25 protein-coding genes and 1 tRNA gene are annotated in these 26757 nt (G+C 71.8%); 16 read left to right on the top strand and 10 right to left on the bottom strand.

The features are described 5' to 3' along the window. Positions 1 to 16: 16 nt before the first annotated feature. Together ABID81_RS04485 and ABID81_RS04480 are read left to right on the top strand one after the other, a co-directional pair. Positions 17 to 1528: an NAD(P)/FAD-dependent oxidoreductase gene (locus ABID81_RS04485; protein WP_354593612.1), complete on the top strand. Its 1512-nt coding sequence runs from the start codon at positions 17 to 19 to the stop codon at positions 1526 to 1528. A gap of 93 nt (positions 1529 to 1621) precedes the next feature. Beyond that, a tRNA-Leu gene (locus ABID81_RS04480) sits at positions 1622 to 1695 on the top strand. Between the two features lie 179 nt (positions 1696 to 1874). Here ABID81_RS04480 and ABID81_RS04475 read toward each other — a convergent pair. Further along, positions 1875 to 4046, bottom strand: coding sequence for an Ig-like domain-containing protein (locus tag ABID81_RS04475; RefSeq protein ID WP_354593611.1), 2172 nt, complete (start codon positions 4044 to 4046; stop codon positions 1875 to 1877). 284 nt (positions 4047 to 4330) lie between these two features. Here ABID81_RS04475 and ABID81_RS04470 point away from each other — a divergent pair, with 284 nt between their 5' ends. Both ABID81_RS04470 and ABID81_RS04465 read left to right on the top strand, forming a co-directional pair. Then, positions 4331 to 4912: a LemA family protein gene (locus ABID81_RS04470; RefSeq protein WP_354593610.1), complete on the top strand. Its 582-nt coding sequence runs from the start codon at positions 4331 to 4333 to the stop codon at positions 4910 to 4912. A 28-nt stretch (positions 4913 to 4940) separates the two neighbouring features. Beyond that, positions 4941 to 5846 carry a M48 family metalloprotease gene (locus tag ABID81_RS04465; protein ID WP_354593609.1) on the top strand — a complete coding sequence of 302 codons (906 nt, stop codon included), beginning with the start codon at positions 4941 to 4943 and terminating at the stop codon, positions 5844 to 5846. Here the strand turns inward: ABID81_RS04465 and ABID81_RS04460 are convergent. After that, positions 5843 to 7081, bottom strand: coding sequence for a winged helix-turn-helix domain-containing protein (locus ABID81_RS04460; protein WP_354593608.1), 1239 nt, complete (start codon positions 7079 to 7081; stop codon positions 5843 to 5845). The two genes, ABID81_RS04465 and ABID81_RS04460, sit on opposite strands and share 4 nt — an antisense overlap. A gap of 131 nt (positions 7082 to 7212) precedes the next feature. Here ABID81_RS04460 and ABID81_RS04455 point away from each other — a divergent pair, with 131 nt between their 5' ends. The 3 genes from ABID81_RS04455 (at position 7213) to ABID81_RS04445 (ending at position 9866) form a co-directional block, all read left to right on the top strand. Continuing rightward, positions 7213 to 8394, top strand: a complete 1182-nt coding sequence (locus ABID81_RS04455; protein ID WP_354593607.1) for an AI-2E family transporter — start codon at positions 7213 to 7215, stop codon at positions 8392 to 8394. After that, positions 8387 to 9625 (top strand): threonine ammonia-lyase, encoded by a 1239-nt coding sequence (ilvA, locus tag ABID81_RS04450; protein WP_354593606.1) that lies wholly within the window; start codon positions 8387 to 8389, stop codon positions 9623 to 9625. The genes ABID81_RS04455 and ilvA overlap by 8 nt, the downstream gene beginning before the upstream one ends. 67 nt (positions 9626 to 9692) lie before the next feature. Next, positions 9693 to 9866, top strand: coding sequence for a hypothetical protein (locus tag ABID81_RS04445; RefSeq protein WP_354593605.1), 174 nt, complete (start codon positions 9693 to 9695; stop codon positions 9864 to 9866). 170 nt (positions 9867 to 10036) lie between these two features. On the opposite strand, the gene greA is transcribed toward ABID81_RS04445, so the two are convergent. Both greA and ABID81_RS04435 read right to left on the bottom strand, forming a co-directional pair. Next, entirely contained in the window at positions 10037 to 10528 is a 492-nt protein-coding gene (gene greA, locus ABID81_RS04440; protein ID WP_354593604.1) for a transcription elongation factor GreA, read from the bottom strand. A 142-nt stretch (positions 10529 to 10670) separates the two neighbouring features. Further along, a complete protein-coding gene (locus ABID81_RS04435) occupies positions 10671 to 11093 on the bottom strand; it encodes a DUF4307 domain-containing protein (protein WP_354593603.1) in 423 nt (140 codons plus the stop codon). A 69-nt stretch (positions 11094 to 11162) separates the two neighbouring features. Between ABID81_RS04435 and mca the strand changes: the two genes are divergently transcribed. Then, on the top strand, positions 11163 to 12053 hold the full coding sequence (gene mca, locus ABID81_RS04430; protein ID WP_354593602.1) for a mycothiol conjugate amidase Mca: 891 nt from the start codon (positions 11163 to 11165) through the stop codon (positions 12051 to 12053). Then, positions 12050 to 12424 (top strand): hypothetical protein, encoded by a 375-nt coding sequence (locus ABID81_RS04425; protein WP_354593601.1) that lies wholly within the window; start codon positions 12050 to 12052, stop codon positions 12422 to 12424. Before mca ends, ABID81_RS04425 begins: the two co-directional genes overlap by 4 nt. 58 nt (positions 12425 to 12482) lie before the next feature. Here the strand turns inward: ABID81_RS04425 and trhA are convergent, their stop codons facing one another. Then, the gene (gene trhA / locus ABID81_RS04420; RefSeq protein WP_354593600.1) at positions 12483 to 13223 is read right to left on the bottom strand and encodes a PAQR family membrane homeostasis protein TrhA; all 741 of its coding nucleotides are present in this window, start codon (positions 13221 to 13223) and stop codon (positions 12483 to 12485) included. A gap of 85 nt (positions 13224 to 13308) precedes the next feature. Here trhA and ABID81_RS04415 point away from each other — a divergent pair, with 85 nt between their 5' ends. The 5 genes from ABID81_RS04415 to ABID81_RS04395 all read left to right on the top strand — a co-directional run bounded on the left by ABID81_RS04415 (position 13309) and on the right by ABID81_RS04395 (position 20219). Next, complete coding sequence (locus tag ABID81_RS04415) at positions 13309 to 14097, top strand: isoprenyl transferase (protein ID WP_354593599.1); 789 nt, start codon at positions 13309 to 13311, stop codon at positions 14095 to 14097. Between the two features lie 269 nt (positions 14098 to 14366). Then, a complete protein-coding gene (locus ABID81_RS04410) occupies positions 14367 to 15494 on the top strand; it encodes an aminotransferase class V-fold PLP-dependent enzyme (protein WP_354593598.1) in 1128 nt (375 codons plus the stop codon). A 301-nt stretch (positions 15495 to 15795) separates the two neighbouring features. Further along, positions 15796 to 17139: an RNA 5'-3' helicase PhoH2 gene (phoH2, locus tag ABID81_RS04405; RefSeq protein WP_354593824.1), complete on the top strand. Its 1344-nt coding sequence runs from the start codon at positions 15796 to 15798 to the stop codon at positions 17137 to 17139. A gap of 1191 nt (positions 17140 to 18330) precedes the next feature. After that, a complete protein-coding gene (locus ABID81_RS04400; RefSeq protein ID WP_354593597.1) occupies positions 18331 to 19434 on the top strand; it encodes a putative endonuclease domain-containing protein in 1104 nt (367 codons plus the stop codon). Next, on the top strand, positions 19431 to 20219 hold the full coding sequence (locus ABID81_RS04395; protein WP_354593596.1) for a prepilin peptidase: 789 nt from the start codon (positions 19431 to 19433) through the stop codon (positions 20217 to 20219). Before ABID81_RS04400 ends, ABID81_RS04395 begins: the two co-directional genes overlap by 4 nt. Positions 20220 to 20521: 302 nt before the next feature. On the opposite strand, the gene ABID81_RS04390 is transcribed toward ABID81_RS04395, so the two are convergent. The 5 genes from ABID81_RS04390 to xseA form a co-directional block, all read right to left on the bottom strand. Then, on the bottom strand, positions 20522 to 21922 hold the full coding sequence (locus ABID81_RS04390; RefSeq protein ID WP_354593595.1) for a class II fumarate hydratase: 1401 nt from the start codon (positions 21920 to 21922) through the stop codon (positions 20522 to 20524). Positions 21923 to 22007: 85 nt separating this feature from the next. After that, the gene (locus ABID81_RS04385) at positions 22008 to 22703 is read right to left on the bottom strand and encodes a carbonic anhydrase (protein ID WP_488628079.1); all 696 of its coding nucleotides are present in this window, start codon (positions 22701 to 22703) and stop codon (positions 22008 to 22010) included. 1 nt (position 22704) lies between these two features. After that, entirely contained in the window at positions 22705 to 23397 is a 693-nt protein-coding gene (locus ABID81_RS04380) for a DUF4245 domain-containing protein (RefSeq protein ID WP_354593594.1), read from the bottom strand. Beyond that, positions 23394 to 23624: an exodeoxyribonuclease VII small subunit gene (locus tag ABID81_RS04375; protein ID WP_354593593.1), complete on the bottom strand. Its 231-nt coding sequence runs from the start codon at positions 23622 to 23624 to the stop codon at positions 23394 to 23396. Before ABID81_RS04375 ends, ABID81_RS04380 begins: the two co-directional genes overlap by 4 nt. 9 nt (positions 23625 to 23633) lie before the next feature. Further along, a complete protein-coding gene (gene xseA / locus ABID81_RS04370) occupies positions 23634 to 24923 on the bottom strand; it encodes an exodeoxyribonuclease VII large subunit (protein ID WP_354593592.1) in 1290 nt (429 codons plus the stop codon). Positions 24924 to 25039: 116 nt separating this feature from the next. On the opposite strand from xseA, the gene ABID81_RS04365 reads away from it, so the two are divergent. Both ABID81_RS04365 and ABID81_RS04360 read left to right on the top strand, forming a co-directional pair. Beyond that, entirely contained in the window at positions 25040 to 26113 is a 1074-nt protein-coding gene (locus tag ABID81_RS04365; RefSeq protein ID WP_354593591.1) for a 4-hydroxy-3-methylbut-2-enyl diphosphate reductase, read from the top strand. Next, entirely contained in the window at positions 26110 to 26679 is a 570-nt protein-coding gene (locus ABID81_RS04360) for a DUF6264 family protein (protein ID WP_354593590.1), read from the top strand. The genes ABID81_RS04365 and ABID81_RS04360 overlap by 4 nt, the downstream gene beginning before the upstream one ends. The last annotated feature ends 78 nt before the right edge of the window (positions 26680 to 26757 follow it).

Raw genomic sequence — 26757 nt, 5'->3', positions numbered from 1 at the left:
CAAGGAGACATTCGCCGTGCCCAAAATCCTGATCGTCGGCGGCGGCTACGCCGGTTTCTACACCGCCTGGAAGCTCGAGAAGTGGCTGCGCGCGGGCGAGGCCGAGGTCACGATCGTCGACCCGCTGCCCTACATGACGTACCAGCCCTTCCTGCCCGAGGTGGCGGCCGGGTCGATCGAGCCGCGTCACGCCGTCGTGGCCCTCCGTCGTCACCTCAAGAAGACGAACGTGGTCACGGCCAAGGTCACGGGCGTGGACCACGCCTCGAGGACCGCCACCATCACCCCCGAGGTGGGTGACCCGTGGACGATGGAGTACGACCAGATCGTCATGACGGCCGGCGCCGTGTCGCGCACGTTCCCGATCCCGGGCGTGGCCGACGAGGCCATCGGCCTCAAGACCATCGAAGAGGCCGCGGCGATCCGTGACAAGGTCCTCACGAACTTCCAGAAGGCCGCCAACCTGCCCGCCGGTCCCGAGCGGGACCGCCTGCTGACCGTCGTCGTCGTGGGCGGCGGCTTCGCCGGCATCGAGGTGTTCGCCGAGCTCCGCAGCTTCGCCAGCGACCTGCTGAAGAACTACCCCGACCTCACCATCGACGACACGCACTTCCACCTCGTCGAGGCGATGGGCCGCATCATGCCCGAGGTCTCGCTCGAGACCAGCCACTGGGTGCTCAAGAACCTCGCCGAACGTGCCGCCACCGTGCACCTCGACACGCAGCTGCAGTCGGCGGTGGGCGGCAAGATCGAACTTTCGACCGGAGAATCGTTCGAGTCCGACCTCATCGTCTGGACGGCCGGGGTCATGGCCAACCCGATGGTCCGGGGCACCGACTTCCCCCTCGAGCAGCGTGGACGCATCACCGTGAAGGCCGACCTGCGCATCGTCGACGGCGAGACCGTCGTCCCCGACGCCTGGGCTTGCGGCGACGTCGCGGCCACTCCCGACCTCACCGGCAAGGGCGTCGGCGGCTTCTGCGTGCCGAACGCCCAGCACGCCGTCCGCATGGGCAAGCGCCTCGCCAAGAACATCGTCGCATCGCTCCGCGGCGAGGGGCTCGTGGACTACAAGCACGAGAACCTCGGCGCCGTCGCCGGTCTGGGCCTGAACGTCGGTGTCTTCCAGAGCGGCAAGTTCGCCATGAAGGGCTTCCCGGCCTGGGCGGCCCACCGCGGCTACCACGGCATGGCCATGCCGTCGTTCGAGCGGAAGTTCCGCGTCGTCGGCGGTTGGTGGAACAACTTCTGGCTGGGACGCGACATCGTCTCGCTCGACAACCGCGAGCGCCCTCGTGCGGCGTTCGAGGAATTCGCCTCGCGGCCGAAGCCGGCCGTCGAGACGCCGGCCGGGGCTCCGGCCGCGGCCGTGGACGCCGGCGCGGGTCAGCCGGCCGGCGAGGCCGGGCCCGCGTACGCTAACCCGGTCGAGGACGACGGCACGGCGAAGAAGGGCACGGCTGAGGGGGGCGACGCCGCCTCGAAGCCCGCCCGCAAGGCGCCGGCCCAGAAGCCTGCCGTCCAGTAGGTCCTCGCCGACCGACGGTCGAACGTCACGACGACGCCCGTTCGCTGCCCTGCAGCGGGCGGGCGTCCGTGTCTCGTAGGCTGGTCGTTCCGGGCCCCCGTAGCCCAATCGGCAGAGGCAGGCGACTTAAAATCGCTTCAGTCAGGGTTCGAGTCCCTGCGGGGGCACGCCCTCCGACGCGACGCGACGTGAGGGGCGGGGTCGCCGCCCCACCCACCGCCCGTGGACGTCGGCAATTCCGGAATCCGACGCGCTCGTGTGGCGGATCTCGGGCGGGGTGCGTCGATCTCCGGAGTCGCCGACGGCCGCGGCACCCGTCTGCCGCGCCACGATCAGCTGACGGGCGTCAGGCGCCCGCCGCATCGTCCTCGACGAAGGTCGTCCAGAGCCAGACCGCGAGGCAGAGGCCGGCGAGCACGACGGCGGCCACGACCGCCCCGCCCACCGGGAAGGACGACGAGGGAGCGCCCGCCAGCACCGCTGCCGCCGTGCCCACGCCGACCACCGTCACGCCCACGTGCACGGGCCAGGACCAGTCCCAGAGGTGTCGGCCCGGCAGCGTCCCCAGCGGGACCAGGGCGAGGACGAGCGAACCCAGTCCGGTCAGGCACACGGTCGCGCTGATCTCGAGGCCCAGCTCGGTCGCGAATCCGCCGCTGCCCGGCAGGGCTCCGTGGACCGCCCAGGCCACGGCCGACAGGACCACCAGGGCTCCGACCTGCACGAGGGCCGACAGCCCGTCCTCGCGAGCGTCGGGCTCGGCGGCCCGACCGTGGCGCGACGTCGGCGACGCCACGAGGCCACCGACGAGCACCACCCCGAGCACGAGGGGCGGGTCGAGGCCGAGCACCCGGGTGACGGCGCACGCGACCACGGCGACGAGGAGGAGGTGTGGCGAGATCCGCACGCGAGGCACGCGCCCCAGCAGCCGGGACGTCACGAGGGTCGGCAGCACGACGGCGAGGACGTTGACCAGGGCGACCCCGACGAGGATGCCGGCGAGGAGGCGTGCCGAGCGGACCTCGCCGTCGAGGCCTGCGGCGAGTCCCACGACGGCCGCGCCGGCGGCGACGGTGAGCGCGGCGGTCAGGCGGGGGTCGACCTGCCCGGTCGAGAACGAGGTGGGCGGCTCCAGGCGCCTGTTCCGGCCCGTGAGGCGCGGGCCGCGACTCGGGAGCCGACCTCGCAGGGCGGTCGCGAGCAGTCGTGCGGGCCCCACGACGAGGAGGACGAACGCCACGGCGAGCCCGACGGCGAGCAACCAGCCGGTGCCGGCCGTGGCCTGCCCGACGGTCGGCAGATCACGGCCGAACGTCGTCGCCGCGGCCCACGATCCCGCCCCGGCCGGGGTGTCGGCCTGCCCTGAGTCGCCCCCGCCCGGGCTGCCGCCACCCGGCGCGTCGGCGTCGCCGTCCCCTGGAACGGGCGCCACGGTCGACCCGGCCCCCGGGTCCGACGGCACACCCGGACCCGCCGTCGCCCCCGGCCCGGTCGGCGGCGCCGGGGAGGCCGACGGACCGGGAGGCGCGGGTGACGACGCCGAGGACGCCACGGTGACCGAGACACCCGCGCTGGGCGGCCCCACGTTGACCGCCGCGTCGATCTGGGCGGCCTGCACGAGGTGCGTGCCCTCGGGCAGGGCGGGGTCGGACGACGTGCACCGCCACGAACCGCCGACCACCGACGCCTGACAGACGGGGGTGCTGTCGACGTACGCGGTGACCGTGGCTCCGTCTTCTCCCGTCCCGGCGACGACGAGGGGCTGGGTCGTGACGCGGTCGCCGTCGCGCGGGGTGACGACGACGGGTGCGGCCGGGGCGTCACGGTCGATCGTGACGGTGGCGTCGGCCGAGGACGCCGAGTGCGGGACCGCCGGCACGGACGCAGAGCTCTGCGTCGCCCGCAGCGTGTAGCGCCCGGTGGGCCAGGTCGAGGCGGGGAGCACCACCGACCAGGCGCCTGTTCCGTCGGCCGACGCCGAGACCGGTGTCGCGCCTCCTTCGATCGTGACCCGGGCACCGGGGTGGGCGGCTCCGCCGACCTTGCCGCCCAGGGCGGGCCCGCCCCGGACGGTCGGGGGACCGAGCACCGAGAACGGGGCGCTCACCCCGTCGCCGACCACGGTGGCGTGGGTGACGTCGCGGACCGTGAGGGTCTGGTCGGCGCCGTTCTCGAGCGTCACCGGGCACGACCACGCGGCGGGACTCGTGGCGTCGGCGGGCACGGCGACCTCGCACAAGGCACGGCTGGGGACGCGCGGGTCGAGCACCCGCAGGGTGGCGCCGGGCGTGCCCGTGCCACCGACCACGACGTCGTTGACGTCCTGGTCGCCGACGTCGCGGATCGTCGGGGCGACCGGCTGCGGCCCGGGCTGGCCGAGCGACGGCTCGGGCGTCGGCGAGCCCGAGGGGTCGCTCGCCGCCCGGGCGACCGCGCCCGCCGACAGGGTCATCGAGAGGCCGAGCAGGACGGCGGCGATCGTCGACAGGGCACGTCGCCCCCGGCGGGGCGCACGCACGGAGCGTCCGACGACGGGGGCCGGCGGACGCATCGATGGCGGGGTCGGTGACTCGAACACTGTCACCCATTCAGCACGGTCACGGGGTACAAGTCAATCGGTCGCGGGGAGGAGGTGCCGTGACGCGGCCTCGTCGTGAGTTCGCTCGGAGAAGTCCCGGACGACAGGGACCCCCCATGCGGCGCATTTATAGTGTCCCTCGGACCCCCGACCACCCGAACCAGGTGGCGGGCGACCATCGGGCGCCTCGTCGCCACCGGTCCACACCCTAGGAGTGACACGTCATGCAACCGGCCACGATCGGCATCCTGGTAGCAGCAGGCATCATCGTCCTGCTCGCGGTCATCATCGGCATCTACCTCTGGGCCACCTACAACTCGTTGGTGACGCTCAAGGTGCGCGTCGACGAGGCCTGGAGCGACATCACGGTCCAGCTCAAACGCCGCGCCGACCTCATCCCCAACATCATCGAGGCCGTCAAGGGCTACGCGTCTCACGAGTCGTCGGTGTTCCAGAACGTGACCGCGGCCCGCGCCGAGACGATCGGTGCCGGCACCCCCGCCGAGGCGTCGGCTGCCGAGGGGCACATGCAGACGGCGTTGAAGAGCATCTTCGCCGTCGCCGAGGCGTACCCGCAGCTGCAGGCGAGCCAGAACTTCTTGCAGCTGCAGTCCGAGCTGGTCGACACCGAGGACAAGATCCAGGCTGCCCGCCGCTTCTACAACGGCGGGGTGCGAGAGTTCAACACGAAGAACAGGGTCTTCCCCAACTCGCTCTTCGCCAAGAGGCTCGGGTTCACCGAGCGCGACTTCTTCGAGGTCTCCGAACCCTCGGCCATCGCCGAACCGCCCCGCGTCCAGTTCTGACCGGTCCTCGCAGGACCTCGTCGAGACCATGTACTCAGCGATCTCACGCAACAAACGCAACACCGTCCTCATCGTCCTGATCTTCCTCGTGATCGTGGGGGCCCTCGGCTTCGCCGCGAGCGCGATCTGGGACAACGGATCGATCGGGTTCCTCGTCCTCGGGGGCGCGGCCGTGTACGCGCTCGTCCAGTACTTCGCCGCGAGCGGCCAGGCCCTGTCGATGAGCAACGCCCAGCAGGTGGACGGCACGACCGCCCCGCGCCTGTACCGGACGGTCGAGAACCTCAGCATCACCATGGGCATGCCGATGCCGAAGGTGTACGTGGTGGTCGATCCCGCCCCCAACGCGTTCGCCACGGGGCGTGACCCCGAACACGCCGTCGTGGCGGCCACGACGGGCTTGCTCGAGATCATGGACGACGCCGAGCTGCAGGGTGTGATGGCCCACGAGCTCGGTCACGTCAAGAACTACGACATCCGCGTCTCGACCATGGTCTTCGGCCTCGTGGTCGCCGTCGGGTTCCTCGCCGACGTGCTGTTGCGCATGTCGTTCTTCACCTCCCTGACCGGCGGCAACCGCAACTCGAACGCCGGCGGTGGCGGAGGGGGCAACCCGGTGTTCCTCGTGCTCGGCCTCGTGGCCATGATCATCGCCCCCCTCGCGGCGGCAGGCGTCCAAGCCGCCGTCTCACGCCAGCGCGAGTACCTGGCCGACGCCACCGGCGCCCTCACGACGCGGTACCCCGAGGGTCTCGCGCGAGCCCTCGAGAAGCTCGGGGCGGCCGGTCGGCCCATGCGCCAGCAGAACACGTCGATGTCGCACCTCTGGATCAGCGACCCGATGAGGCCCGGCGTGATGGACCGCCTCTTCAGCACCCACCCGCCGCTGAACGACCGCATCGAACGGCTGCGACGGAACGCCGGGACGTTCTAGTCGGAACCGTCGCCCTCGACGGGACCGGAGGCGGCCGGTCGGAGGGCGTCGGCCAGGTCGCCGCGCTCCTCGACCTCGATCGAGGTGAGCCCCTGCCACGCTGCGGCACGGCGGAGGGTGGTCGCGAGCAGGTCGACGTCGACCGCGAGGTCGCGCTCACGCCAGGCGGACCGGACCCGGAGGACGCCCGCCTGCCGGTCGCTCTTGAGGTCGACGCGCCCGACGAGCTGGTCACCCTGCAGGACGGGCAGCACGTAGTAGCCGTGGACGCGTCTCTCGCGGGGCGTGTAGATCTCGATGCGGTAGTGGAACCCGAAGAGCCTCTTGGCTCGTGGTCGGTGCCACACGACCGGGTCGAACGGCGACAGCACGGCGTCGGACTCGAGCCGCCGGGGCACGCGCGCGTCACGGTGCAGCCACGCCGTCGAGCCCCAGCCGGGGACGACGACGGGCTCGACCACGCCCTCGTCGTGCAGCTCGCGGAGCGCGGGCACGACGTCGGCCGTCTTGAGACGGAAGTAGTCGGCGAGATCGGACGTCGTGGCGACCCCGGAGGCGCGGGCGGCGTGGGCCACGAGTCGCCGGTGGGATTCGTGGCGGTCGACGTCGACGGCCAACACCTCGTCGGCGAGCACCTGCTCGGGCAGGGCGTAGACCCGCTCGAACCGTCGCCGCCCCGCGCTCACCAGGGCACCCGTGCGGAACAGCGACTCGAGGCCGCGCTTCACGTCACCCCAGCCCCACCACGGGCCGGTGCGGTCGGGCCGGGGGAACACCGCGGCGTCTGCCTCGACGAGGCTGGCCGGAAGGGGGCCCTTGTCGCGGATCTCGTCGAGCAGCCAGCGCTCCATGCGGGGACTCGTCGACAACCACGACGAGGCGTCACCCCGCCACTTCGCGTCGTGGTCGCGCATCCTGAAGCGGAACAAGGGCCAGGTCGCGACCGGCACGATCGCCGCCTCGTGCGCCCAGTACTCGACGTACCGGCCGCGGGGAGCGAAGGTCAGGCGGTCGAGGGTCGCCCGGTCGTACGAACCGAGACGCGCCAAGGCCGGCAGGTAGTGGCTGCGTTCGAACACGTTCACCGAGTCGATCTGCAGCAACCCCAGTCGATCGACGAGGGAGTTCAGCTGGCGGGTGCCCGGGCGCACCCCGGCGTCGACGGGACGACCGAACCCCTGCGCCGCGAGGGCGACACGACGGGCCTGGGCGGGGGAGAGCTGCTGACGGGGCACGCGGACGACTGTACCGACGGCCACCGACGGGGCCGCGCCTCCTGGTCGTCGTCTCGTCCCCGGGGGCTGCATGCCCTCAGCGGCATGTGGACGGGTAGGTGGGGCGGCTCCGAGGGCCATAAACTGACGCGATGATCTGGCGGAACCGCCCTTCGAGCGGCGACGAGACGCGGGGCGACGCGGCGGGCGGGCGCCCGCCCGGCCCCGTCGCCGACCCGTCGGTGCCCCGGGGCATGGTCGTCGCCGGTGCCTGGTCGTGGCGCATCCTGCTGATCGTGGCCGTGGTCGGCGTGCTCGTCTGGCTGGTCACCCAGTTGCGCGTCATCGTCATCCCGTTCCTGGTCGCGCTGCTCGTCTCGGCCCTGCTCGTGCCGCTGTCCGCCTGGCTGCAGCGCCACCGGTGGCCCAAGGGGCTCGCGATCGTGACCGTCCTGGTCGGGTTCCTCGTCGTCGTCTCCGGCCTGGTCGTGCTCGTGGTGCTCCAGATCGTCGACGGGTGGCCGTCGTTGCGAGACCGGTCGGTCGCCTCGTACGGCGAGTTCGAGGACTTCCTGCTCACCTCGCCGTTGCACCTGACGGAAGGGCAGATCAACGGCTACCTGTCCGACGCGGTGGCCGCCGTCCAGCAAGACAGTCAGCCCCTGGTGAGGGGCGCCCTGTCGGTGGGGTCCACCGCGGGTCACGTCGGCGCCGGGCTCGTGCTCGCCCTGTTCGCGACCATCTTCGTGCTGGTCGGGGGGGCCGAGATCTGGCGCTGGGTGGTGCGGCTGTTCCCCCGCGCGTCGCGTCCCGCCGTCGACGGTGCCGGGCGTGCCGGGTGGCTCACCCTGACGAACTTCGTGAAGGTCCAGGTCTTCGTCGCGTTCGTCGACGCCGTCGGCATCGGGCTCGGCGCCTTCTTCCTCGGCCTGCCGCTCGTCGTCCCGATCGCGATCGCGGTGTTCCTGGGTTCGTTCGTCCCCGTCGTCGGTGCCGTGGCGACGGGTGCGGTCGCGGTCGTCATCGCGCTCGTCTACAACGGCTGGGTCGTCGCCCTGGGCATGCTGGCCGTGGTCGTCGTCGTGCAGCAGATCGAAGGTCACCTGTTGCAGCCGTTCGTCATGGGCAGCGCCGTGAAGGTGCACCCGCTGGCCGTCGTCTTCGCCGTCGCGGCCGGCACCCTGGTCGCCGGCATCCCCGGAGCCCTCTTCGCGGTGCCGTTCGTGGCCGTGCTGAACGTCATGATCACCTACGTCGCGAGGGGCAGCTGGCGCGAGACGCCCCGGCCCGTCGAGGACGACGTCACCCGAGCCGGAGGCCTCACCGATGTCTGACCGCACCCTGGCAGGACCCACCCTCACCGAGATCGAGGAGGCGCGTGAACGCGTCTCGCAAGTCGTGCGCGTCACCCCGATGGAGACCTCGCAGTACCTCGCCGACGTGCTCGGCTCACGAGTCCACCTCAAGTGCGAGAACCTGCAACGAACCGGGTCGTACAAGATCCGTGGCGCCTACAACCGCCTGACGCAGTTGTCCGACGACGAGAAGGCTCGCGGGGTCGTGGCCGCCTCGGCGGGCAACCACGCCCAGGGAGTCGCCCTCGCCGCCCGCGAACTCGGCATCAAGGCGACGATCTTCATGCCCGTCGGCGTCGCCCTCCCGAAGCTGCAGGCGACCCGGCACTACGGTGCCGACGTCGTGCTGCACGGCCACGCGGTCGAACAGTCCCTCCGGGCGGCGCAAGAGTTCGCCGACACCACCGGCGCGGTGTTCATCCCGCCGTTCGACCACGCCGACGTCGTCGCCGGCCAGGGCACGCTGGGTCTCGAGATCCTCGAGCAGGTCCCCGACGTCGACACGGTCATCGTTCCCGTCGGCGGAGGCGGGCTCGCGGCCGGCGTGGCCAGCGCCCTGAAACAGAGTGCCGCGCTCACCGGCCGTGACGTCCGCATCATCGGCGTGCAGGCGGCCAACGCGGCCCCGTACGCCGTCTCGATGAAGCTCGGCGTCCGCACCGACATCGACGCGCAGCCGACGATCGCCGACGGCATCGCCGTCGCGAGGCCCGGCGTGCTGAACTTCGAGATCATCCGCGAGACGGTCGACGAGATCGTGACGGTCAGCGACGACGACACCGCGCGGGCGATGCTCGTGCTGCTCGAGCGCGCGAAGCTCGTCGTCGAGGCGGCCGGAGCGGTGGGCATCGCCGCCATCCTCACCGAACAGGTGCGAGACCTCGGCACCACCGTGGTGATCCTGAGCGGCGGCAACATCGACCCGTTGATGATGGAGCGCGTCATCGGCCGAGGCCTCGCCGCCGCCGCCCGGTACGTCAAGCTGCGCATCGGCATGCCCGACCGTCCGGGTCAGCTGACCCGGGTGAGCGAGGTGCTGTCCGACGCCAACGCCAACGTGGTCGAGGTGCTGCACACCCGCCACGGCCGAGGGCTGCAGATCAGCGAGGTCGAACTCGAGCTCAGCGTCGAGACCCGCGGTCCCGACCACGTCGACGAAGTGCTGCAACGACTGCGCGACGCCGGGTACGAACCCAACGTCGACTTCTGAGTCGCGTCTGCGTGACCCGGCCCGCGCCTCCTGACGCTGCCCGCGCCTCCTGACGCTGCTGCGCCTCGTGACGCTGCTGCGCCTCGTGACGCTGCTGCGCCTCGTGACGCTGCTGCGCCTCGTGGCCGAGTCCGCGCCTCCTGACGCTGCCCGCGCCTCCGGCTGCTGGCGCCCCCTGCGATGCATGCCGACGTCGGCTACGTCGGCAACTCAGGCGAACGGCGTGCTCCGGACGTCGTGAGGCCGGCCGCAGCGTCGTTCTCCTGAGTTGCCGGGCGGGCCCGGCGCGAGCGTGCCAGGGCCACTCGTCACCACGCGGCGTGGAACGAGGTCGGCGGCCCGTCGCCGGGTACGGCCCGCGGGACGGCGGAGGCCCCTGCTCGAGTCGAGCAGGGGCCTCCGTCGTGCGACCTACGGCTGGTAGGTCTCGACCTTGGTGACCGTGACCGAGATGTCCTTGCCGTTCGGGGCGGTGTAGCTGGTCGTGGTGCCGACCTTCAGCCCGTTGATGGCCTGCCCGAGCGGGCTGGTCTCGCTGTAGACCGAGAGGTCGCTGCCGGCGGCGATGATCTCGCGGTTGCCGAGCAGGAACGTGCTCTCGTCGCCGGCGATGGTCGCCGTGACCACGGTGCCGGGCCCGACGATGCCGTCGGCGGCCGTGGAGTCGCCGACGGTCGCGTGCTTCAGCAGGTTGGTCAGCGTGCGGATGCGAGCCTCCATCTTGCCCTGCTCGTCCTTGGCGGCGTGGTAGCCGCCGTTCTCCTTCAGGTCGCCCTCTTCGCGTGCGGCCTCGATGCGCGACGCGATCTCTCGACGACCCTCGCCACTGAGGGTGTCGAGCTCGGCTCGAAGACGGTCGCGGGCGTCGGTGGTGAGCCAGGTGGTCTCGTTGTCAGTGCTCATGGTGTCTCCGTTTCGTGCGGCGGTCGTACCCGGACGGGCGGGTCGAGCCGAGGAGGCGCGGTGCCGGGAGCCGGGGCGAGGTCGCCCACCGAAAAAAGGAGACCGGCCGAGTGGCCGGTCTCGTCGTGCGATTCCGAGCAGTCTAGGGAAGCCAGCACCGGTAGATCAAGCCCGTGACCGCCCGCTCGGACGTGGCGAGCGAGGTCGTGTAGGTCACCGACCGCCGCTCGGAGGCGGGCAGGTGGACGATCTTCCACCCGACGACGGCGAAGCCGCTGTTCTGGGCCTCGACGGCGCAGTCGACGGCCCGACCCGTGTCGGCGGTCACGGTGTACTGCACCTCGACGGCGCGGTCGGAGGTCACCTGGTAGCCGACGTCCGCCGACTCGAGCTGCGACGAGGTGCCGTCGAACGCGGCGAAGACGACCCAGGCCGCGAACACCGCCGCGAAGGCCACGGCGACCGAGAGGCCGACCACCAGGCGCCGACGCCGCCCGCGCGGGGAACGCCCGTACCGGGCGTCGAGGCGCGCAGCGGGTGGGGTGACACGGGGCGTGGACGTCACGCGGATCTCCGTCCGATTAAGCTGTCCTCAGGGTAGCAACGTCTGCCCGGCACACATTGCGAGGAAGAATTGACCCTGCGCCTGCTGGCGGTCCACGCCCACCCCGACGACGAGTCCAGCAAGGGCTCGGCGACCTACGCCTACTACCGCAGCCTCGGCGTCGACGTGCTCGTCGTCAGCTGCACGGGTGGCGAGCAGGGGTCGATCCTCAACGAACAGCTCGAGGCCCGCCACCACGCCGAACGCGACATCGCCGGCCTCCGGGTGCACGAGATGGCGGCGGCGAAGGCGGCCATGGGCATCGACCACCTCTGGCTCGGGTACGCCGACTCCGGACTGCCCGCCGAGGGTGAGTCGGTCGCGGTCAACTCGTTCGCGACCATCCCGCTCGAGATCAGCGCCGAGCCGCTCGTCGCCATCATCCGTCGCTTCAAGCCCCAGGTGTTGGTCACGTACGACGAGAACGGCGGGTACCCGCACCCCGACCACATCCGCACCCACGAGATCTCGATGGCCGCCTACCGCGACGCCTCCGACCCCGCGCGCTACCCGGCCACGGGTGACGCCTGGCAGATCGAGAAGGTCTACTACGACCGCATGTTCAGCGCCGGCCGCATCGGCGCCATGATCACGCACCTGCGCGAGAGGGACGCCGAGTCGCCGTTGATCGAGTCCCTGACCGAGATGCTGGCCCGGTTCAGCGACCGTCCCGACCTCGCCACGACCCGCGTGCCGGTGTCCGACTTCTTCCCCGTGCGTGACGCGGCCCTGCGGGCCCACGCCAGCCAGGTGCCGCTCGACAGCGCGTTCTTCTTCTGGCCGCACGAGTTGCAGGTCGCCGCCTGGCCCACCGAGGACTTCCAGCTGGTCGAGTCGACGGTCGAGTCCGAGCTGCCCGAGGACGACCTGTTCGCCGGGGTCGTCGACCCCGAGACCGGTCTCGTGGGCGTGCAACGATGAGCGCCCTGACCGACTCGGTCCTGACGGTCACGACGCGCCTGCTGGCCCAGCCCCAGACGCCCGACCCGACCCTGCCGCCGTCGACCATCCCCGACGACGCCGTCACGCCGGGCGTGTGGGGCTTCGTGGCCATCGCCTTCGTGGCCGTCGCCACCGTGCTGATCGTCGTCGACATGACCCGTCGCGTCCGCCGCACCCGGTACCGCGGAGAGGTGCGCGAGCGCATCCAGGCCGAGCGTGACGAGGCGGCCCTCGCCGCCGCGGCACTCGACGACGAAGAACTGCCCGGCGACGCCGACCGTCGCGCCCGTCGCGGCGACGGCGACCTCGACGACGACGCCGACCGCAGGAGGCGCGAGCGCGACTCGTGACCGGGGTGACCGGTGCCGGGGTGGCGACCCGCGCCTCCTGGACTCGGGTGGCCTCGGCCTAGAAGGTCGGCGGGTCGAGGGCGACGAGCAGGATGCCCGTCCAGTGGCAGAGGTACGCGAGCACGGTCATCGTGTGGAACAACTCGTGGAACCCGAAGTGCCCGGGGACGGGGTTCGGCTTCTTGATGCCGTAGAACACGGCCCCGGCGATGTACAGCGCGCCGCCGACGAGCACGAGCACCATCATCGCGACGTTCGCCTGCAGCAGGTCGACGACGAAGCCCAGCGCGCCCACGCCCAGCAGGACGTACAGCGGCACGTACAGCCACCGCGGCGCGTTGAGGAAGAACACCCGGAACAGGATGCCCAGCACGGCGCCCGTCCAGACCAGCACGAGCAGGGTCACGCCCTTCGAGGGCGGCAACGCGATGACCGCGATCGGCGTGTAGGTGCCGGCGATCAGCAGGAAGATGTTGGCGTGGTCGAGCCTCTTGAGGAAGCGCTTGGCGTCCGGGCTCCACGGGAAGCGGTGGTAGGTCGCCGAGATGCCGAAGAGCAGCAGCGACGTCGCCATGAACACGGCACAGGCCCAGGTCGCCGCCGTGCCCTGGGCGAGCACGACGAGCACCACGCCCGTCGCGATCGCCACCGGGAACGTGGCCGCGTGGATCCAGCCGCGCCACGTCGGCTTGCGCTCGATCGAGGCGTAGGCGAGGGCGTCGTCGAGCAGCGGGAGGTTCGGGATCTCGGGCTCGTCGGCCCCGAGGGTCGTGCGATCGCCGTCGGCGGGGCTGCTCATGGGGCCGAGCCTAGGGGAGCGGCCGAGGGGGCTGGCTGAGAATCGAGGGCTCGGTGGAGGGCCGACCGTGGGCTACCGTAGCCCTGTGAAAAAGCGCCGTCCCTCCCCGCTCGCCAGGGGAGTCCTGTACGGCCTGTACCAGAACCGCATCCGCCGCAGCCTCGACGGTCAGGAGCTGCCGCACCACGTCGCGATGATCGTCGACGGCAACCGCCGCTGGGCCAAGCAGCGCATGCTCGAGACGGCCGCGCACGGGCATCGGGCCGGCGCGGCGAAGATCAGCGAGTTCCTCACCTGGTGCGACGACCTCGGCATCAAGGTCGTGACGCTCTACCTGCTCTCGGCCGACAACCTGGGCAACCGGCAGTCCGACGAGCTGACCGAGCTCTTCGGCATCATCGGCGACGTCGCCGACGAGCTCTCGCACCAGCGGGACTGGCGCGTGCAGCACGTCGGCGCGACCGACGACCTGCCCCCGGCGCTCTGCTCGGCCTTGCGCGAGGCGCAGGCCCGGACGGCCGACAAGGGCGGGCTGCACGTCAACCTCGCGGTCGGCTACGGCGGACGCCGCGAGATCGCCGACGCCATGCGCAGCATCGTGCGGGCCCACGACGCCGCGGGGGGCACCCTCGACGCGCTGGCCGACGTGCTCACCCCCGAACTCATCGCCGACCACCTCTACACCGGCGGCCAGCCCGACCCCGACCTGGTCATCCGCACGTCGGGCGAACAGCGGTTGAGCGACTTCATGCTGTGGCAGAGCGCCCACAGCGAGTTCTACTTCGTCGAGGCCTTCTACCCCGACCTCCGCGAGGTCGACTTCCTCCGCGCGGTGCGCGACTTCGCGCTGCGGCACCGCCGCTACGGCAGCTGACGTCGACGCGGGCGACCCGGGCGGCCCGGGTGGTCCGGATGGTCGCTCGCCCGAGCGCGTCGTGCCCGTCGCGTCCGTCGTGCCAACTCGTCCGTCGGGGTGACCGTGCTGGGTCGGCGACTCCGGAGTCCGGCCGCACCCGCGCCTCCTGACGGGGTCGAGGCGTGCCGTCCTCCGGAGCCACCGACCGCCCGAGACCAGGAGGCGCGGGTCGCCGACCCACGGACGGCACTACGGTGGGTGCAGTCACCGCCGCCTAGGAGAACACCGTGAAGACCATCGACGACCTCGCCTCGGGGTACTCCGACGAACCCGGATACTTCGACTTCGCGAAGTGGGGCCCGATCTCGACCGCCGTCGCCGACGAGCAGCGCTCGCTGGTCGAGGTCCAGGCCAGGGCGCGGTTCGGCTCCGAGATCGCCCTCACCGAGCAGTCGGGGCGGGTGAGCCGCGCGATCTCGTCGCTCGTCGGGTTCGCACCCGACCACGTGGTCTTCCAGCCCAACACGAGCGAGGGGCTGACGCACGCGTTCTTCGGCCTGACCGGACAGGTGCTGATGTCGCCCCGCGACTATCCGAGCATGCCGGTCGCCGCGACCCGCTCGGCGGAGGCCCTCCGCGTGCTCGAGCCCGTGTGGATGGACCTCGACCACGACGTCGTCACGCCCGCCGTGGTGCAGCAGCACCTGACCGACTCGGTCACGGCCGTGGCCGTCAGCCTCGTCGACTACCGGACGGGCTACCTCGTCGACCTCGAGGGCATCCGCCAGGTCATCGGCGACCGACTGCTGATCGTGGACGCGATCCAGGGGTTCGGCGTGGTTGACGCGCCCTACGCCGTGGCCGACGTCGTCGCCTCGGGCGGCCAGAAGTGGGTCCGCGCGGGGTGGGGCACGGGGTTCCTGGCGCTGAGCGACCGGGCCCTGTCGGCCCTGACGCCCGTCTTCAGCGGCGTCGCGGGCAGCGACCTCGTCCTCGGTGGGTGGTACCACGACCGTCAGCCGACGCGGCCCGGCGCCGCCGCCTTCCAGGTGACCAACCCCGACCCCATCGCCCAGGCCCGCTTCGCCACCGCACTCGAGGACCTCGCCGAGGTCGGCGTCGCCGCCGTCTCACGAGCGGTCGCCGAGCGGGCGACCCGCGTCATCGACCTCGCCGACGAGTTCGCGGTGCCGGTCGTCTCACCCCGTGACGTGTCCGAACGCGCCGGGATCGTCGTGCTCGAACCCGCGCTCGACCAGATGACGACCTTGACGGCCGCCCTCATCAACCACGGCGTCACCGCGACCGTGCGCGACACGACCGTGCGGCTGAGCGTCCACGTCTCGACCGGAGACGAGTCGTTCGAGATGCTGCGAGGGGCGTTCACCTCGTTCGGGACGAGCGTCTTCTACTGACGCTCCGCCGTGGCGGTGCCGCCGTGGCGGTGTGGCCGTGGCGGAGCGGTTCGGTGCGGCGGTGTCCGGTGCCGGCTCGACCTTCGACGACCACCTGAGGGTCGTTCACCTGATCGTCACACGACACGGCCGCGCCGGTGGTGCGGATGTCGGAGGGGCGTCGTAGGTTCGTCACATCGGGCAAGGCGCCCGATCGAGCCGGCCACGAAAGTTCGCCTCGCAACTGCTCCGCGGCCGTCTCTGCCGAAGGTACCCGGGTGCCCAGCCGCCCGAGGACGGAGTGGTCGTGACCGCGTCGAACATCACCTCAACCGCACGCAACACCGCAGCAGCCACGGGGGGTGAGCAGGCGGTCACCCAGCGCACCTACGTGCTCGACACCTCGGTGCTGTTGTCCGACCCGCAGGCGCTCTTCCGGTTCGCCGAACACGACGTCGTGCTGCCCGTCGTGGTCGTCAGCGAGCTCGAGGGCAAACGTCACGACCCCGAGCTCGGGTACTTCGCCCGCCAGGCCCTCCGTCTGCTCGACGATCTCAGGGTGAAGCACGACCGACTCGACTTCCCGGTGGCCGTCGGCGACGGGGGCTCGCTGCGCGTCGAGCTGAACCACTCGAACATGTCCGTGCTGCCCTCCGGCCTCCAGCTCAACGACGCCGACTCGCGCATCCTCGCGGTCGCGTCGAACCTCGCGGCCGACGGCCTCGCGGTCACCGTGGTCTCGAAAGACCTGCCCCTGCGGGTCAAGGCCGCCTCGATCGGCCTGGCCGCCGAAGAGTACCGGGCCGAGCAGGCCGTCGACAGCGGGTACACCGGTCAGACCTCGATCGACGTCTCGAGCGAGCAGATGGCCTCGTTCTACGAGTCCGAGAGGCTGTCGAGCCGGGCTCTCGGCGACGTGCCCGTGAACACGGGCGTCGTCGTGCACTCCGAGCGCGGCTCGGCACTCGCACGCGTCGTCGCGCGGGGCGAGGCACGTCTCGTCCGCGGCGACCGCGACGTGTTCGGCCTGCACGGCCGCTCGGCCGAGCAACGCCTGGCCATCGACCTGCTGCTCGACCACGAGGTCGGCATCGTGTCGCTCGGCGGCAGCGCGGGCACCGGCAAGTCGGCCCTGGCACTCTGCGCGGGGCTCGAGGCGGTGCTCGAGAAGCAGCAGCACAAGAAGATCATGGTGTTCCGTCCGCTCTACGCCGTCGGCGGTCAAGACCTCGGGTTCCTGCCGGGTGACGCCGGCGAGAAGATGAACCCCTGGGCGCAGGCCGTCTTCGACACCCTGGGGGCGATCGTGTCCCAGAACGTCCTCGACGAGGTCGTCGAGCGGGGCATCCTCGAGGTGCTGCCGTTGACGCACATCCGCGGTCGATCGCTGCACGACGCCTTCGTCATCGTCGACGAGGCCCAGTCGCTCGAGCGCAACGTCCTGCTGACCGTGCTCAGCCGCATTGGCCAGAACTCCCGCGTGGTGCTGACCCACGACGTGGCCCAGCGCGACAACCTCCGCGTCGGACGCCACGACGGGGTCGCCTCCGTCATCGAGACGCTGAAGGGCCACCCGCTCTTCGGTCACGTCACGTTGACCCGCTCCGAGCGATCGGCCATCGCGGCACTGGTCACCGAGATGCTCGAGTCGAACGAACTGGCCTGACCGGCCCGGACGGAGGCGCGGGGTCACCCGACCCGCGCCCCCGGCGTCCCGAGGCGCGCGGGTTGCGTAAGCCGCGCCTCCGGCCGACGGGAGGCGCGCGGGTCACGTGAGCCGCGCCACCTGCTGGCGTGAGGCGCGCACGTTGCGTGAGCCGCGCCACCTGCTGGCGGGAGGCGCGCGCGTCGCGTGAGCCGCGCCTCCGGCCGACGGGAGGCGCGCGGGTCACGTGAGCCGCGCCACCTGCTGGCGTGAGGCGCGCACGTTGCGTGAGCCGCGCCTCCGGCGTCCGTCCCTCTGGTGCGTGACCCCCGGCCTCCGTTCTGCGTCCGCGGCCCCTGGCGGGGCCTCCAGCCCGGACGCATGGGCCCCTCGACCCGCGTCGCTGCACCTCGACTGTCGGCAACTCCGGAGATCGGCGTGCTCGTCGCGTTCATAGGCCCTCCGGACTGCTGATTTCCTGAGTTCTCGGTTCTGGCCCTCGCGCAAGCATCCGTCTGCTCGCGCGGTGCCCTGACCGGCGTCGCCGTCCCCCGAGTTGTCGGCAACTCCGGAGGTCGGCGTGCTTGTCGCGTTCATCGCCCCAGCGAAATGCCGATTTCCTGAGTTCTCGCACTGGTCCGCGCAGAGATGTCCGTCTGCTCGCGCGATGCCCGGACCCACGTCGCCGACCCCTGGGTCGTGGGCGACTCCGGAGATCGGCGTGCTCGTAGCGTCCAGCCGTCCTGCGGACTGCTGATGTCGGGAGTTCTCGGCGCCGGGGCGAGCTCGCGCCTCGGGTGGCGTTCCAGGGTCGGCTCACCGGGCGTCCAGCGCACGGCACCGGCACCGGCACAGGCCGCCGCCGATCGCCGACCGAGGGCCGACGGCACGACGCTTGAGAGCCCCGACGTGCGATCCGTCGGCTCGTCAGGGGATCGACGTCATCCGTGCTCAGCGAGCCTCCGGAGTCGATCGAACTCCGGATGTGTCCGCAGGTTCGGCTGCCGCGGCACCGCGGACGACAGGGCGCCGCGGTGACGACGAATTCCCTCCTATGCGACGAGGACGGGCCGTGGGCGGCGATCGGTGACCTGCGGGCCCGCCATGGGCCGCAGGCGTCGCGACTCGTCCTCAGGCCGCGGTCAGTCGCGGTTCTCCACGATGCGATGACGGGGGCCCCGGGGGAGGCGCGGGTCGGGGCATCGTGCCGCCATGCAGCAGATCGCCACCCACGTCGGACAGGCAGGCGGAGTCCTCCACAAGCGCGACCTGGTCGCCCTCGGGGCCACCGACCGGATGCTGACCGCCGCCGTGCGGTCCGGTCACGTGCACCGTCCTCGGCGGGGTTGGTACTCGACCTTCCCCCCGGGCGACGCCCGATACGAGGCAGTGCGCATCGGCGGGAGGTTGACCGGTGCGGCGCTCCTGGCGCTGCTGGGGGCCTGGCTGTGGGCGGTGCCGCCCGTCACCGTCGTCGTGGCCCCGACGGCGTCGCGGCTGAGGCCTCGGCGAGGGGCGACCGTCGTCTGGCGTGCCGACGGGCTCGTGCCGCCGCGTCCGTCATCCGGGCAGGCCCCGCAACCCGATGACGGCGACGAGCACGCTGCGGAGGATGCCCGGAGGTCGGCCTGGGCCGTGCCGCTGCAGACCGCGCTGGTCGACGCCGTCACGGCGGCGCCCTTCGAGGAGGCAGTCGCCCTCTTGGACTGGGCCCTCACGACGGGGCAGTTCTCGCTGCCCGGTCTGCACGCCGCCTTCGCTCGGGCGCCTTCTGACGTCCGGGGCGTCGTCGACTGGGCGGACCCTCGCTGTGAGAGCTTCATCGAGAGCGTCGTCCGGACGACCTTCGTCCGCCTGCGGCATCACGTCGACAGCCAGGTGCGGGTCGGCCCGGGGGACCGCCGTCGCATCGACCTCGTCGTCGACGGCGTCGTCGCACTCGAACTGGACGGTCGCAGCTGGCACGGTGACACGTTCGACGCCGACCGGCTGAAGGACCTCGCCATCACCGTCCGGGGGCGAACGGCCCTCCGCGCGAGCTACGAGATGGTGCGCGATCACCGACCGCTCCTCGTCGCCGCCGTCCGGGCGGTACTCGACGAGGCGAGACGCCCCCGGAGGCGCGCGCTCGTGTTCCGCGGCCGGGTGGAGCACCCCGGCGTCCGGCGTGCACGAGGACGACGTCCGTGGCACCTGGCCAGACCCGCCGGGTCGACGTCCACCCGAGCCGTGTCGACGGCCGTCGGAGGTGCGTCGTCGGTGGGCGGGGGCCGTGAGTCGGGCGAGTGGGCGGTACGGACGCCCGAGGCCCCGTGACCGTCTCGAGCGAGCCGGCGGACGAGGCGTTCGGCACAGGCGCGGCGGCGGACGAGGTGCCCGGGGCGGGGATGCAGCCACCCGCCCACAGGACGGTGCGGGACGCACGCGAGGCGCCTCGACGAGTCAGCCCCGTGACGGAGCGGGAGCAGGCTCGCGACGCCCTGACGATCGCGGTGCTGACGGCGTCGGCCGTCGCCGCGTCGACGGCGACCCCGGGTGGCGTGACCTCGGTCCACGCCGACGTCGCCCTGGTTCCGCATCCGGCGGTGGCGACACTCGTCGGGTGCCTCGGTGTCGCCACCGTGACGCCGGCCCTGGTCCGGATCGACGTCGAGCGACGACGTCTTCCGAACGCCCTCGTGGGCGTCGTCGCGGTGGCGTGGGTCGCGTCGCTCGTCGTGTTCGTCGTCCAGGGCGGTGTCGTCGCCGCGACGACGAGCTTCGGGTGCGTGATCGCCACGGCCGTGGCGGGGCTCGTGGTCGCGCTCGCCGGCGGGGTGGGGATGGGCGACGTCAAGCTCGGCGCCCTGCTGAGCGGCCTCGTCTCCTCCTGGGGCAGCATGGCATTGCTCAGCCTGTGGGGCCTTGCCGGTGCTTCGGCCCTCGCGCTGGCCGCGATGCGGAGGACGGACGCCAGCTCGCGGCACACCAGGCGACGAGCCCGTCCGGCCCGTCTCGTCGCCGATGTGCCGTTCGGGCCCTGCCTGCTCGGGGCGTTCTGGGCGATCGTCGTCGGTCGTCCGGTGCTGGCCGCCCTGGTCGACGTCTCGTCGACGTTCTGACGCCGGGCACGTGACGACACGGCGCAGGGCCGACGTCGAGGTGGGGCACGGCGGCATCGACGATCTGACGTCGAGATGGCGGCGACGTGGCAGCGGAGCGATGTCGCCGAGGCACAGACGAGACGCGAGAGCGGCGTCGACGGAACGCGTCCTCCCTGTCACCGAGGCACCCGCGGGAGGCGCGCGACCGTCAGCGACGGAGCGCGCCTCCCCGACCGCTGGGTGATCGCGTCCTCGATGGAGTGCCGGAGGTGCGCTCGGCCCCGGCGTGGGCCGGTCAGGTGGGCTCAGCCCGGGTGGGCTCAGCCCGGGTGGGTCATGCTGAGCACGTCGAGCGCCGTGTCGAGCTGCTCGTCGGTGACCTCGCCCCGCTCGACGAACCCGAGGTCGACGACGGCTTCGCGGACGGTCAGCTTCTGGGCGACCGCGTGCTTCGCGACCTTCGCCGCGGCCTCGTAGCCGATGACACGGTTGAGGGGCGTGACGATCGACGGCGAGGACTCGGCCAGGGCACGGGCGTGCTCGACGTTGGCCTCGAGCCCGTCGACGGTCTTGTCGGCCAGGGCGCGCGTGGCGTTCGAGAGCAGGCGGATCGACTCGAGCAAGGCCGTTCCCATCACGGGGATCGCGACGTTGAGTTCGAAGGCACCGGAGGCACCGGCCCAGGCGATGGTCGCGTCGTTGCCGATGACGCGGGCCGAGACCATCAGCACGGCTTCGGGGATGACCGGGTTGACCTTGCCCGGCATGATCGACGACCCGGGCTGCAGGTCGGGGATGTGCAGTTCGCCCAGGCCGGTGTTGGGGCCGGAGCCCATCCACCGGATGTCGTTGTTGATCTTGGTCAGGCTCACGGCGAGCACCCGCAGGGCACCGGAGGCCTCGACGAGTCCGTCGCGCGCTCCCTGGGCCTCGAAGTGGTCGAGCGCCTCGGTGACCGGCAGACCGCTGTCGGCGGCCAGGGCGGCGATGACCCTCTGGGGGAAACCGAGCGGCGTGTTGATGCCGGTGCCGGTGGCCGTCCCGCCCAGGGGGACCTCGGCGACGCGCGGCAGTGCGCTCTGCACCCGCTCGATGGCGAGGCGGATCTGACGCGCGTAGCCGCCGAACTCCTGGCCGAGGGTGACGGGTGTGGCGTCCATCAGGTGCGTCCGGCCGGCCTTGACGACGTCCGACCAGGCGGAGGCCTTGGCCTCGAGGGCGACGGCCAGGTGGTCGAGGGCCGGCACGAGGTCGTGCAGCAGGGCCCCGGTGACGGCGACGTGGACGGACGTCGGGAACACGTCGTTGGACGACTGCGACGCGTTGACGTGGTCGTTGGGGTGGACCGCGACGCCGTCGACCGTGCCCGCGAGGGTGGCGAGCACCTCGTTCATGTTCATGTTGGACGACGTGCCGCTGCCGGTCTGGTAGACGTCGACCGGGAACTGGTCGTGGTGGCTGCCGCCGATGATCTGGTCCGCGGCCGCGACGATCGCCTCGGCGACGGGCTGCTCGATGATGCCCATCTCGCCGTTGACGAGGGCCGCCGCCCGTTTGACGCGGGCCAGGGCGACGATCTGGGCCGGCTCGAGCCCGGCCCCGCTGATCGGGAAGTTCTCGACGGCACGCTGCGTCTGGGCACGGTAGAGGGCCGATGCGGGCACCCGCACCTCGCCCATGGTGTCGTGCTCGATGCGGTAGTCGGTCTCGGATGTGGTCACGACGTCGTGGTCCTTTCCTCGGGCCCTGCCGGGCTGCTGCGCCCGACGGGGGCGCGGGGCGTCGGAGCGTGCGCCCCGACTCGGTTCAGAGTCGGCCGACGAGCACCGAACGGTCGACCCGCCCGTTGGCGAGGTCGTAGTTCGCGCCGACCACGGCCAACCTACCGTCCTCGACGGCGGACGAGATCAGGGTGGACCTGTCGACGAGCGTGCGCACCGAGGCCTCGATGTGCAGCCGCCCTACGGCTCGGGGGTCGAGGTCGGAACCGCCCTCGAGATCGTGCTGGGCGCGCTCGACCGAGGGCATGATCATGTCGATCAATCCGCCGAGGAAGGCCGACCCGGGGGCCGCGTCCGAGCCGATGGAGTCGATCGCGGTCGCGACCGCACCGCAGCTGTCGTGGCCGAGCACCACGATCAGCGGGACGTGCAGCACCGAGACGGCGTACTCGAGCGAGGCGATGACCGTGTCGCCGACGACCTGCCCGGCGTTGCGGACGACGAAGAGGTCGCCCAGGCCGACGTCGAAGATGATCTCGGCGGCGAGGCGCGAGTCGGCGCACCCGAACAGGGCGGCCACGGGTTCTTGTCCGGCGGCGAGGGACGACCGGCGATCACTGTCTTGGTGCGGGTGGCGAGGTGCCCCGTCGACGAAGCGGTGGTTCCCCTCGACCATCCGGTCCCAGGCGACGCCCGGTGCCGAGTCGTCGGTGCGCGGGGAGGGATCGGTCGAGGTGGGCGTGGGGGCCGTGGAGTCGGCGGCCGAGTCGTGTCGGGTCACGTCACTCGCTTTCTTGACTGGCGATCTGGGCGGCCAGGGAGGTGGCCAGGACGTCGAACTCGGAGTCGTCGGCCGTGCCGTAGAGCACGTACGAGCTGCGGTCGACGGTGGTGGTCAGGGCATAGGCGTAGTTGCCCGGGTCGTCGGCGTCGCGTCGGTCGTAGACGTCCCAGGTGAGACCGGCGATGGATCGGGTCGACGTCGCCGCCGCGTTCTGGACCTGCAGGCTGACCCAGGTCGGATTGGCGTCGATGCCCTGCTCGAGCCCGATGAACTGCTGGTCGGGGGTGATGAGCCCGACGTACCAGGTGGGCACGTCGTCTCGGGTCGACGACCGCACCTCGGCGGCGTTGGACGTCCACCCGTCGGGCAGGGGAGGCGCGGCGAGGGGGACGTCGACGCTCGCCTGGGCCTGCGACGCCACCTGGACGTAGTCGATCTCTCGGCGGTTCACGGTGCCGTTGGGGCGGACGACGACGAGCACGAGGAAGAGCACGATGCCGAGGGAGGCGACGATCGACAGGGTCAGGTTGATCGCGGTCTGGTTGGCGTAGTGCTTGCGGGTGTTCTCGGCCTTGCGGGCCGCGGTCTCTTCGAGTGTCTCGGGCCGCCCGAGTTCGGCGACGACCCGGGGTTCGCGGGGGCGTCGCGCCCCGCGGGGACCGCCGTCGGAGGGTTCGGAGGGGGTGGTCATTCGGCCGGCACCTGACGGCGTGCCGCCTCGAGCCGTTCGCGCGCGCCCATCAGCCACTCTTCACAGCGGCGGGCGAGGGCCTCGCCGCGTTCCCACAGCGCGAGCGATCGTTCGAGGGTCGACGCGCCCTGCTCGAGCTCGGACACGACGGAGACCAGCTCGTCGCGGGCCTGCTCGTAGCTGAGCGAGGCGACGTCGGGCGGGGTGCTGGTCGAGGTGCTGTCCACGGGTCGATCCTAACGAGGGGTGCTGACAGGGGTCGCGGCGGGGCTCGCGGCCGGGGGCGGGTCGGACGGGGCGGAGCCTGGGGAGGAGGCGCCGGTGCTGACGGCGCCCACCGCGCCTCCGTCGGTGGTCACGAGCAGGCGCGTCTCGGCCGGCGCCTCGTCGGGGGAGCGCAGCACGCTGCCGGACGGCAGCTGCACGATCGCGTAGCCCCGGCGCAACGTGCCCTGTGGCGACAGGGCGCGGAGCTGGGCCGTCAGCTCGGACACCCGCGTGTGCGCCCGTTCGACGGCTCGCCCGACGAGTTCTTCGCCACGCGCGACGGCCCGGACGACCTCGTCCGCCCGGACGTCGACCAGCGACTGGGGGGACGCGAGCACGGGGCGGCTGCGGATCTGTTCGAGTCGGTCGATCTCGGTCGCGACCAGCGACGTCAGGCGGACGCCGATGCGCGTGCGGGCCTGCTGGACCCGCGACAGTTCTTCGGTGACGTCGGGGACGACCCGTTTGGCGGCGTCGGTCGGCGTCGACGCGCGGAGGTCGGCGACGTCGTCGAGCAGGGGCCGGTCGGCCTCGTGCCCGATGGCACTGACCACCGGGGTGGTGCAGGCCGCGACGGCGCGGACGAGGCCCTCGTCGCTGAAGCCGAGCAGGTTCTGGAAGTCCCCGCCGCCCCGGGCGACGATGATGACGTCGACCTCGTCGTCGGCGTCGAGTCGCTGGATCGCCGCCGTGACCTCGCCCACCATGCGGTCGCCCTGCACCGCCGCGTGCACGACCCGGAACGAGACGGACGGCCACCGCAGCTGCGCGTTGCGCAGCACGTCTTTCTCGGCGTCGCTGTCCTTGCCGGTGACGAGGCCGATGCACCCGGGCAGGAACGGCAGGGCCCGTTTTCGGTCGGGCGAGAAGAGCCCCTCGGACGTCAGTTGCCGACGGAGCCGTTCGAGCCGCTCGAGCAGGTCGCCGAGGCCCACGTGGCGCATGTCGAACACCTGCATCGTGAGGCTGCCGCCCTTGACCCAGTAGTTGGGCTTGACGGCGGCGATGACCCGGTCGCCCTGCTTCAGGTCGGCCGGGACGCGCGACTTCACGCTCGACCAGATGGAGAACGAGACGGTGGCGTCCTGCTCGAGGTCGCGGAGCTTGCCGTAGACGTTGCCGCCCGAGACGTTCCACTGCGTGATCTCGCCCTCGACCCAGGCCGTGCCGAGCCGGTCGATCCAGTCGCGCACCTTGCTGGCGAGCAGTCCGACCGGCCACGGGGCCTCGGCGGTGGGCGGTGGGGGAACGATCGTCATGGGGCTCCGTTCGTGGTGGGCGTCGGCTCGACGGTCGGCTCGCCGGGCCGGCGTGGTCCCCGGCCCTCGCGGCGGCTCTCAGTACGCGACCAGTCCGTCGCACCTAGACTCGTCGGGTGAGCCACATCACCAACGGCGCCCTCGCCATCGACCTGCCGACACCGCGTGTTCCTGCGGTGCGGAACAGGCTAAAGGATACCCCCGTCACCGGACGCAAGCGGGTGCTGCTCGCGGCACCCCGCGGTTACTGCGCGGGCGTCGACCGCGCCGTGATCGCCGTCGAGAAGGCGCTCGAGCACTACGGCGCGCCCGTCTACGTGCGCAAGCAGATCGTGCACAACGTCCACGTCGTGGCGACGCTCGAGAGCCAGGGGGCGATCTTCGTCGACGAGGTCGACGAGGTCCCCGAGGGCTCGCACATCGTCTTCAGCGCGCACGGCGTCTCGCCGGCGGTCGTGAAGGGTGCGGCCGACCGCGAGCTGCAAGCCATCGACGCGACCTGCCCCCTCGTCACGAAGGTGCACCGCGAGGCCGTGCGCTTCGGCGCCCAGGGTCGTCACATCATCCTGATCGGCCACGCCGGGCACGAAGAGGTCGAGGGCACCATGGGTCACGCGCTCGACCGGACCACCCTCGTCCAGAACCCGGGTGAGGTCGACGACCTCGTGATCGACGACCCCGAGAACCTCGTCTGGCTGTCGCAGACGACCCTCAGCGTCGACGAGACGATGGAGACCGTGCGCCGCCTGCGCGAACGCTTCCCGAGCATCCAGAACCCGCCGAGCGACGACATCTGCTACGCGACGCAGAACCGCCAGGTGGCCATCAAGAAGGTCGCCCAGGGTGCCGACCTCGTGATCGTCGTCGGGTCGGCGAACAGCTCGAACAGCGTCCGCCTGGTCGAGGTCGCCCTCGAACACGGCGCCAAGGCCGCCTACCGGGTCGACTACACGAACGAGATCCGCCAGGAGTGGCTCGACGGCGTCGAGACGGTCGGCGTCACCTCGGGTGCCTCCGTGCCCGAGGTCCTCGTCGACGAGGTGCTGGCCGACCTGTCCGACGCCGGGTACGTCGACGTCGAAGAGGTCGTCACGGCTGAGGAAGACCTGATGTTCTCGCTGCCGAAAGAGCTGCGCAAGGACGCCACGGGCCAGGTCGACGCGCGTGGCCTCGGCGGCCGCACCCGATGAGCGACGACCGGCCCAGGCCTCGCTACGGCGAGTACGCGCCCGAGGGGTGGGTCAACCCCGTCGCCATGGACGACGCCGCCCAGGAGGCGCGGGTCGCCGAACAGGACGCGCGGCCCACGACCACGGCCGACGGGCGCTCCGGTGACGGCACCCTCACCGCGCCTCCCGCCCTCACCACCGGGCGCCGCGTCGACCGGGTGGCGACGTTCGCCCTCATCGGGCTCGGAGCCTTCGGAGCGATCCAGGCCGTCGCCCGGGCGCCTCGCTACGCCGAGGACCAGCTCGCGCAGTTCGCGCAGTTCGACGCCGACCTGTCGGGGTTCTCGTCGACGGGCGCCTTGCAGACCTTCGGCGTCGTGATGGCCGTCTTCGCCGTCGCGCTCTTCGCCTTCTCGACCTGGTGGACGCTCCGGCGCCTCCGGGCGGGTCGGCTCGGCTTCGTCGTGCCCCTCGTCGCGGGCGTGGTCTTCAGCCTCGTGCAGGGGTTCGGCGCCGCCGCGGTGTTGATGTCCGACCCGGCGTTCGCCGCGTCCATGCAGAAGATCACCGACAGCTTCTTCTCGTAGCAGGCTCCGGCAGGGGGCACGCCACGACGTACGAGACCCCCGGGCCGTCGCCCGGGGGTCTCGTCGTACCTGCAGGAG

The organism is Frigoribacterium sp. PvP054 (genome assembly GCF_040547465.1).
In the GTDB taxonomy this organism is placed as follows: domain Bacteria; phylum Actinomycetota; class Actinomycetes; order Actinomycetales; family Microbacteriaceae; genus Frigoribacterium.
This window is presented reverse-complemented; position numbering and strand designations above follow the sequence as displayed.

Bases quoted from the DNA above. Each gene is read 5' to 3' on its own strand.
- ABID81_RS04470 (WP_354593610.1), top strand. From the start codon at position 4,331: ATGCAACCGGCCACGATCGGCATCCTGGTAGCAGCAGGCATCATCGTC.
- ABID81_RS04465 (WP_354593609.1), top strand. From the start codon at position 4,941: ATGTACTCAGCGATCTCACGCAACAAACGCAACACCGTCCTCATCGTC.
- ABID81_RS04455 (WP_354593607.1), top strand. From the start codon at position 7,213: ATGATCTGGCGGAACCGCCCTTCGAGCGGCGACGAGACGCGGGGCGAC.
- ilvA (WP_354593606.1), top strand. From the start codon at position 8,387: ATGTCTGACCGCACCCTGGCAGGACCCACCCTCACCGAGATCGAGGAG.
- greA (WP_354593604.1), bottom strand. From the start codon at position 10,528: ATGAGCACTGACAACGAGACCACCTGGCTCACCACCGACGCCCGCGAC.
- ABID81_RS04425 (WP_354593601.1), top strand. From the start codon at position 12,050: ATGAGCGCCCTGACCGACTCGGTCCTGACGGTCACGACGCGCCTGCTG.
- trhA (WP_354593600.1), bottom strand. From the start codon at position 13,223: ATGAGCAGCCCCGCCGACGGCGATCGCACGACCCTCGGGGCCGACGAG.
- ABID81_RS04400 (WP_354593597.1), top strand. From the start codon at position 18,331: ATGCAGCAGATCGCCACCCACGTCGGACAGGCAGGCGGAGTCCTCCAC.
- ABID81_RS04380 (WP_354593594.1), bottom strand. From the start codon at position 23,397: ATGACCACCCCCTCCGAACCCTCCGACGGCGGTCCCCGCGGGGCGCGA.
- xseA (WP_354593592.1), bottom strand. From the start codon at position 24,923: ATGACGATCGTTCCCCCACCGCCCACCGCCGAGGCCCCGTGGCCGGTC.
- ABID81_RS04360 (WP_354593590.1), top strand. From the start codon at position 26,110: ATGAGCGACGACCGGCCCAGGCCTCGCTACGGCGAGTACGCGCCCGAG.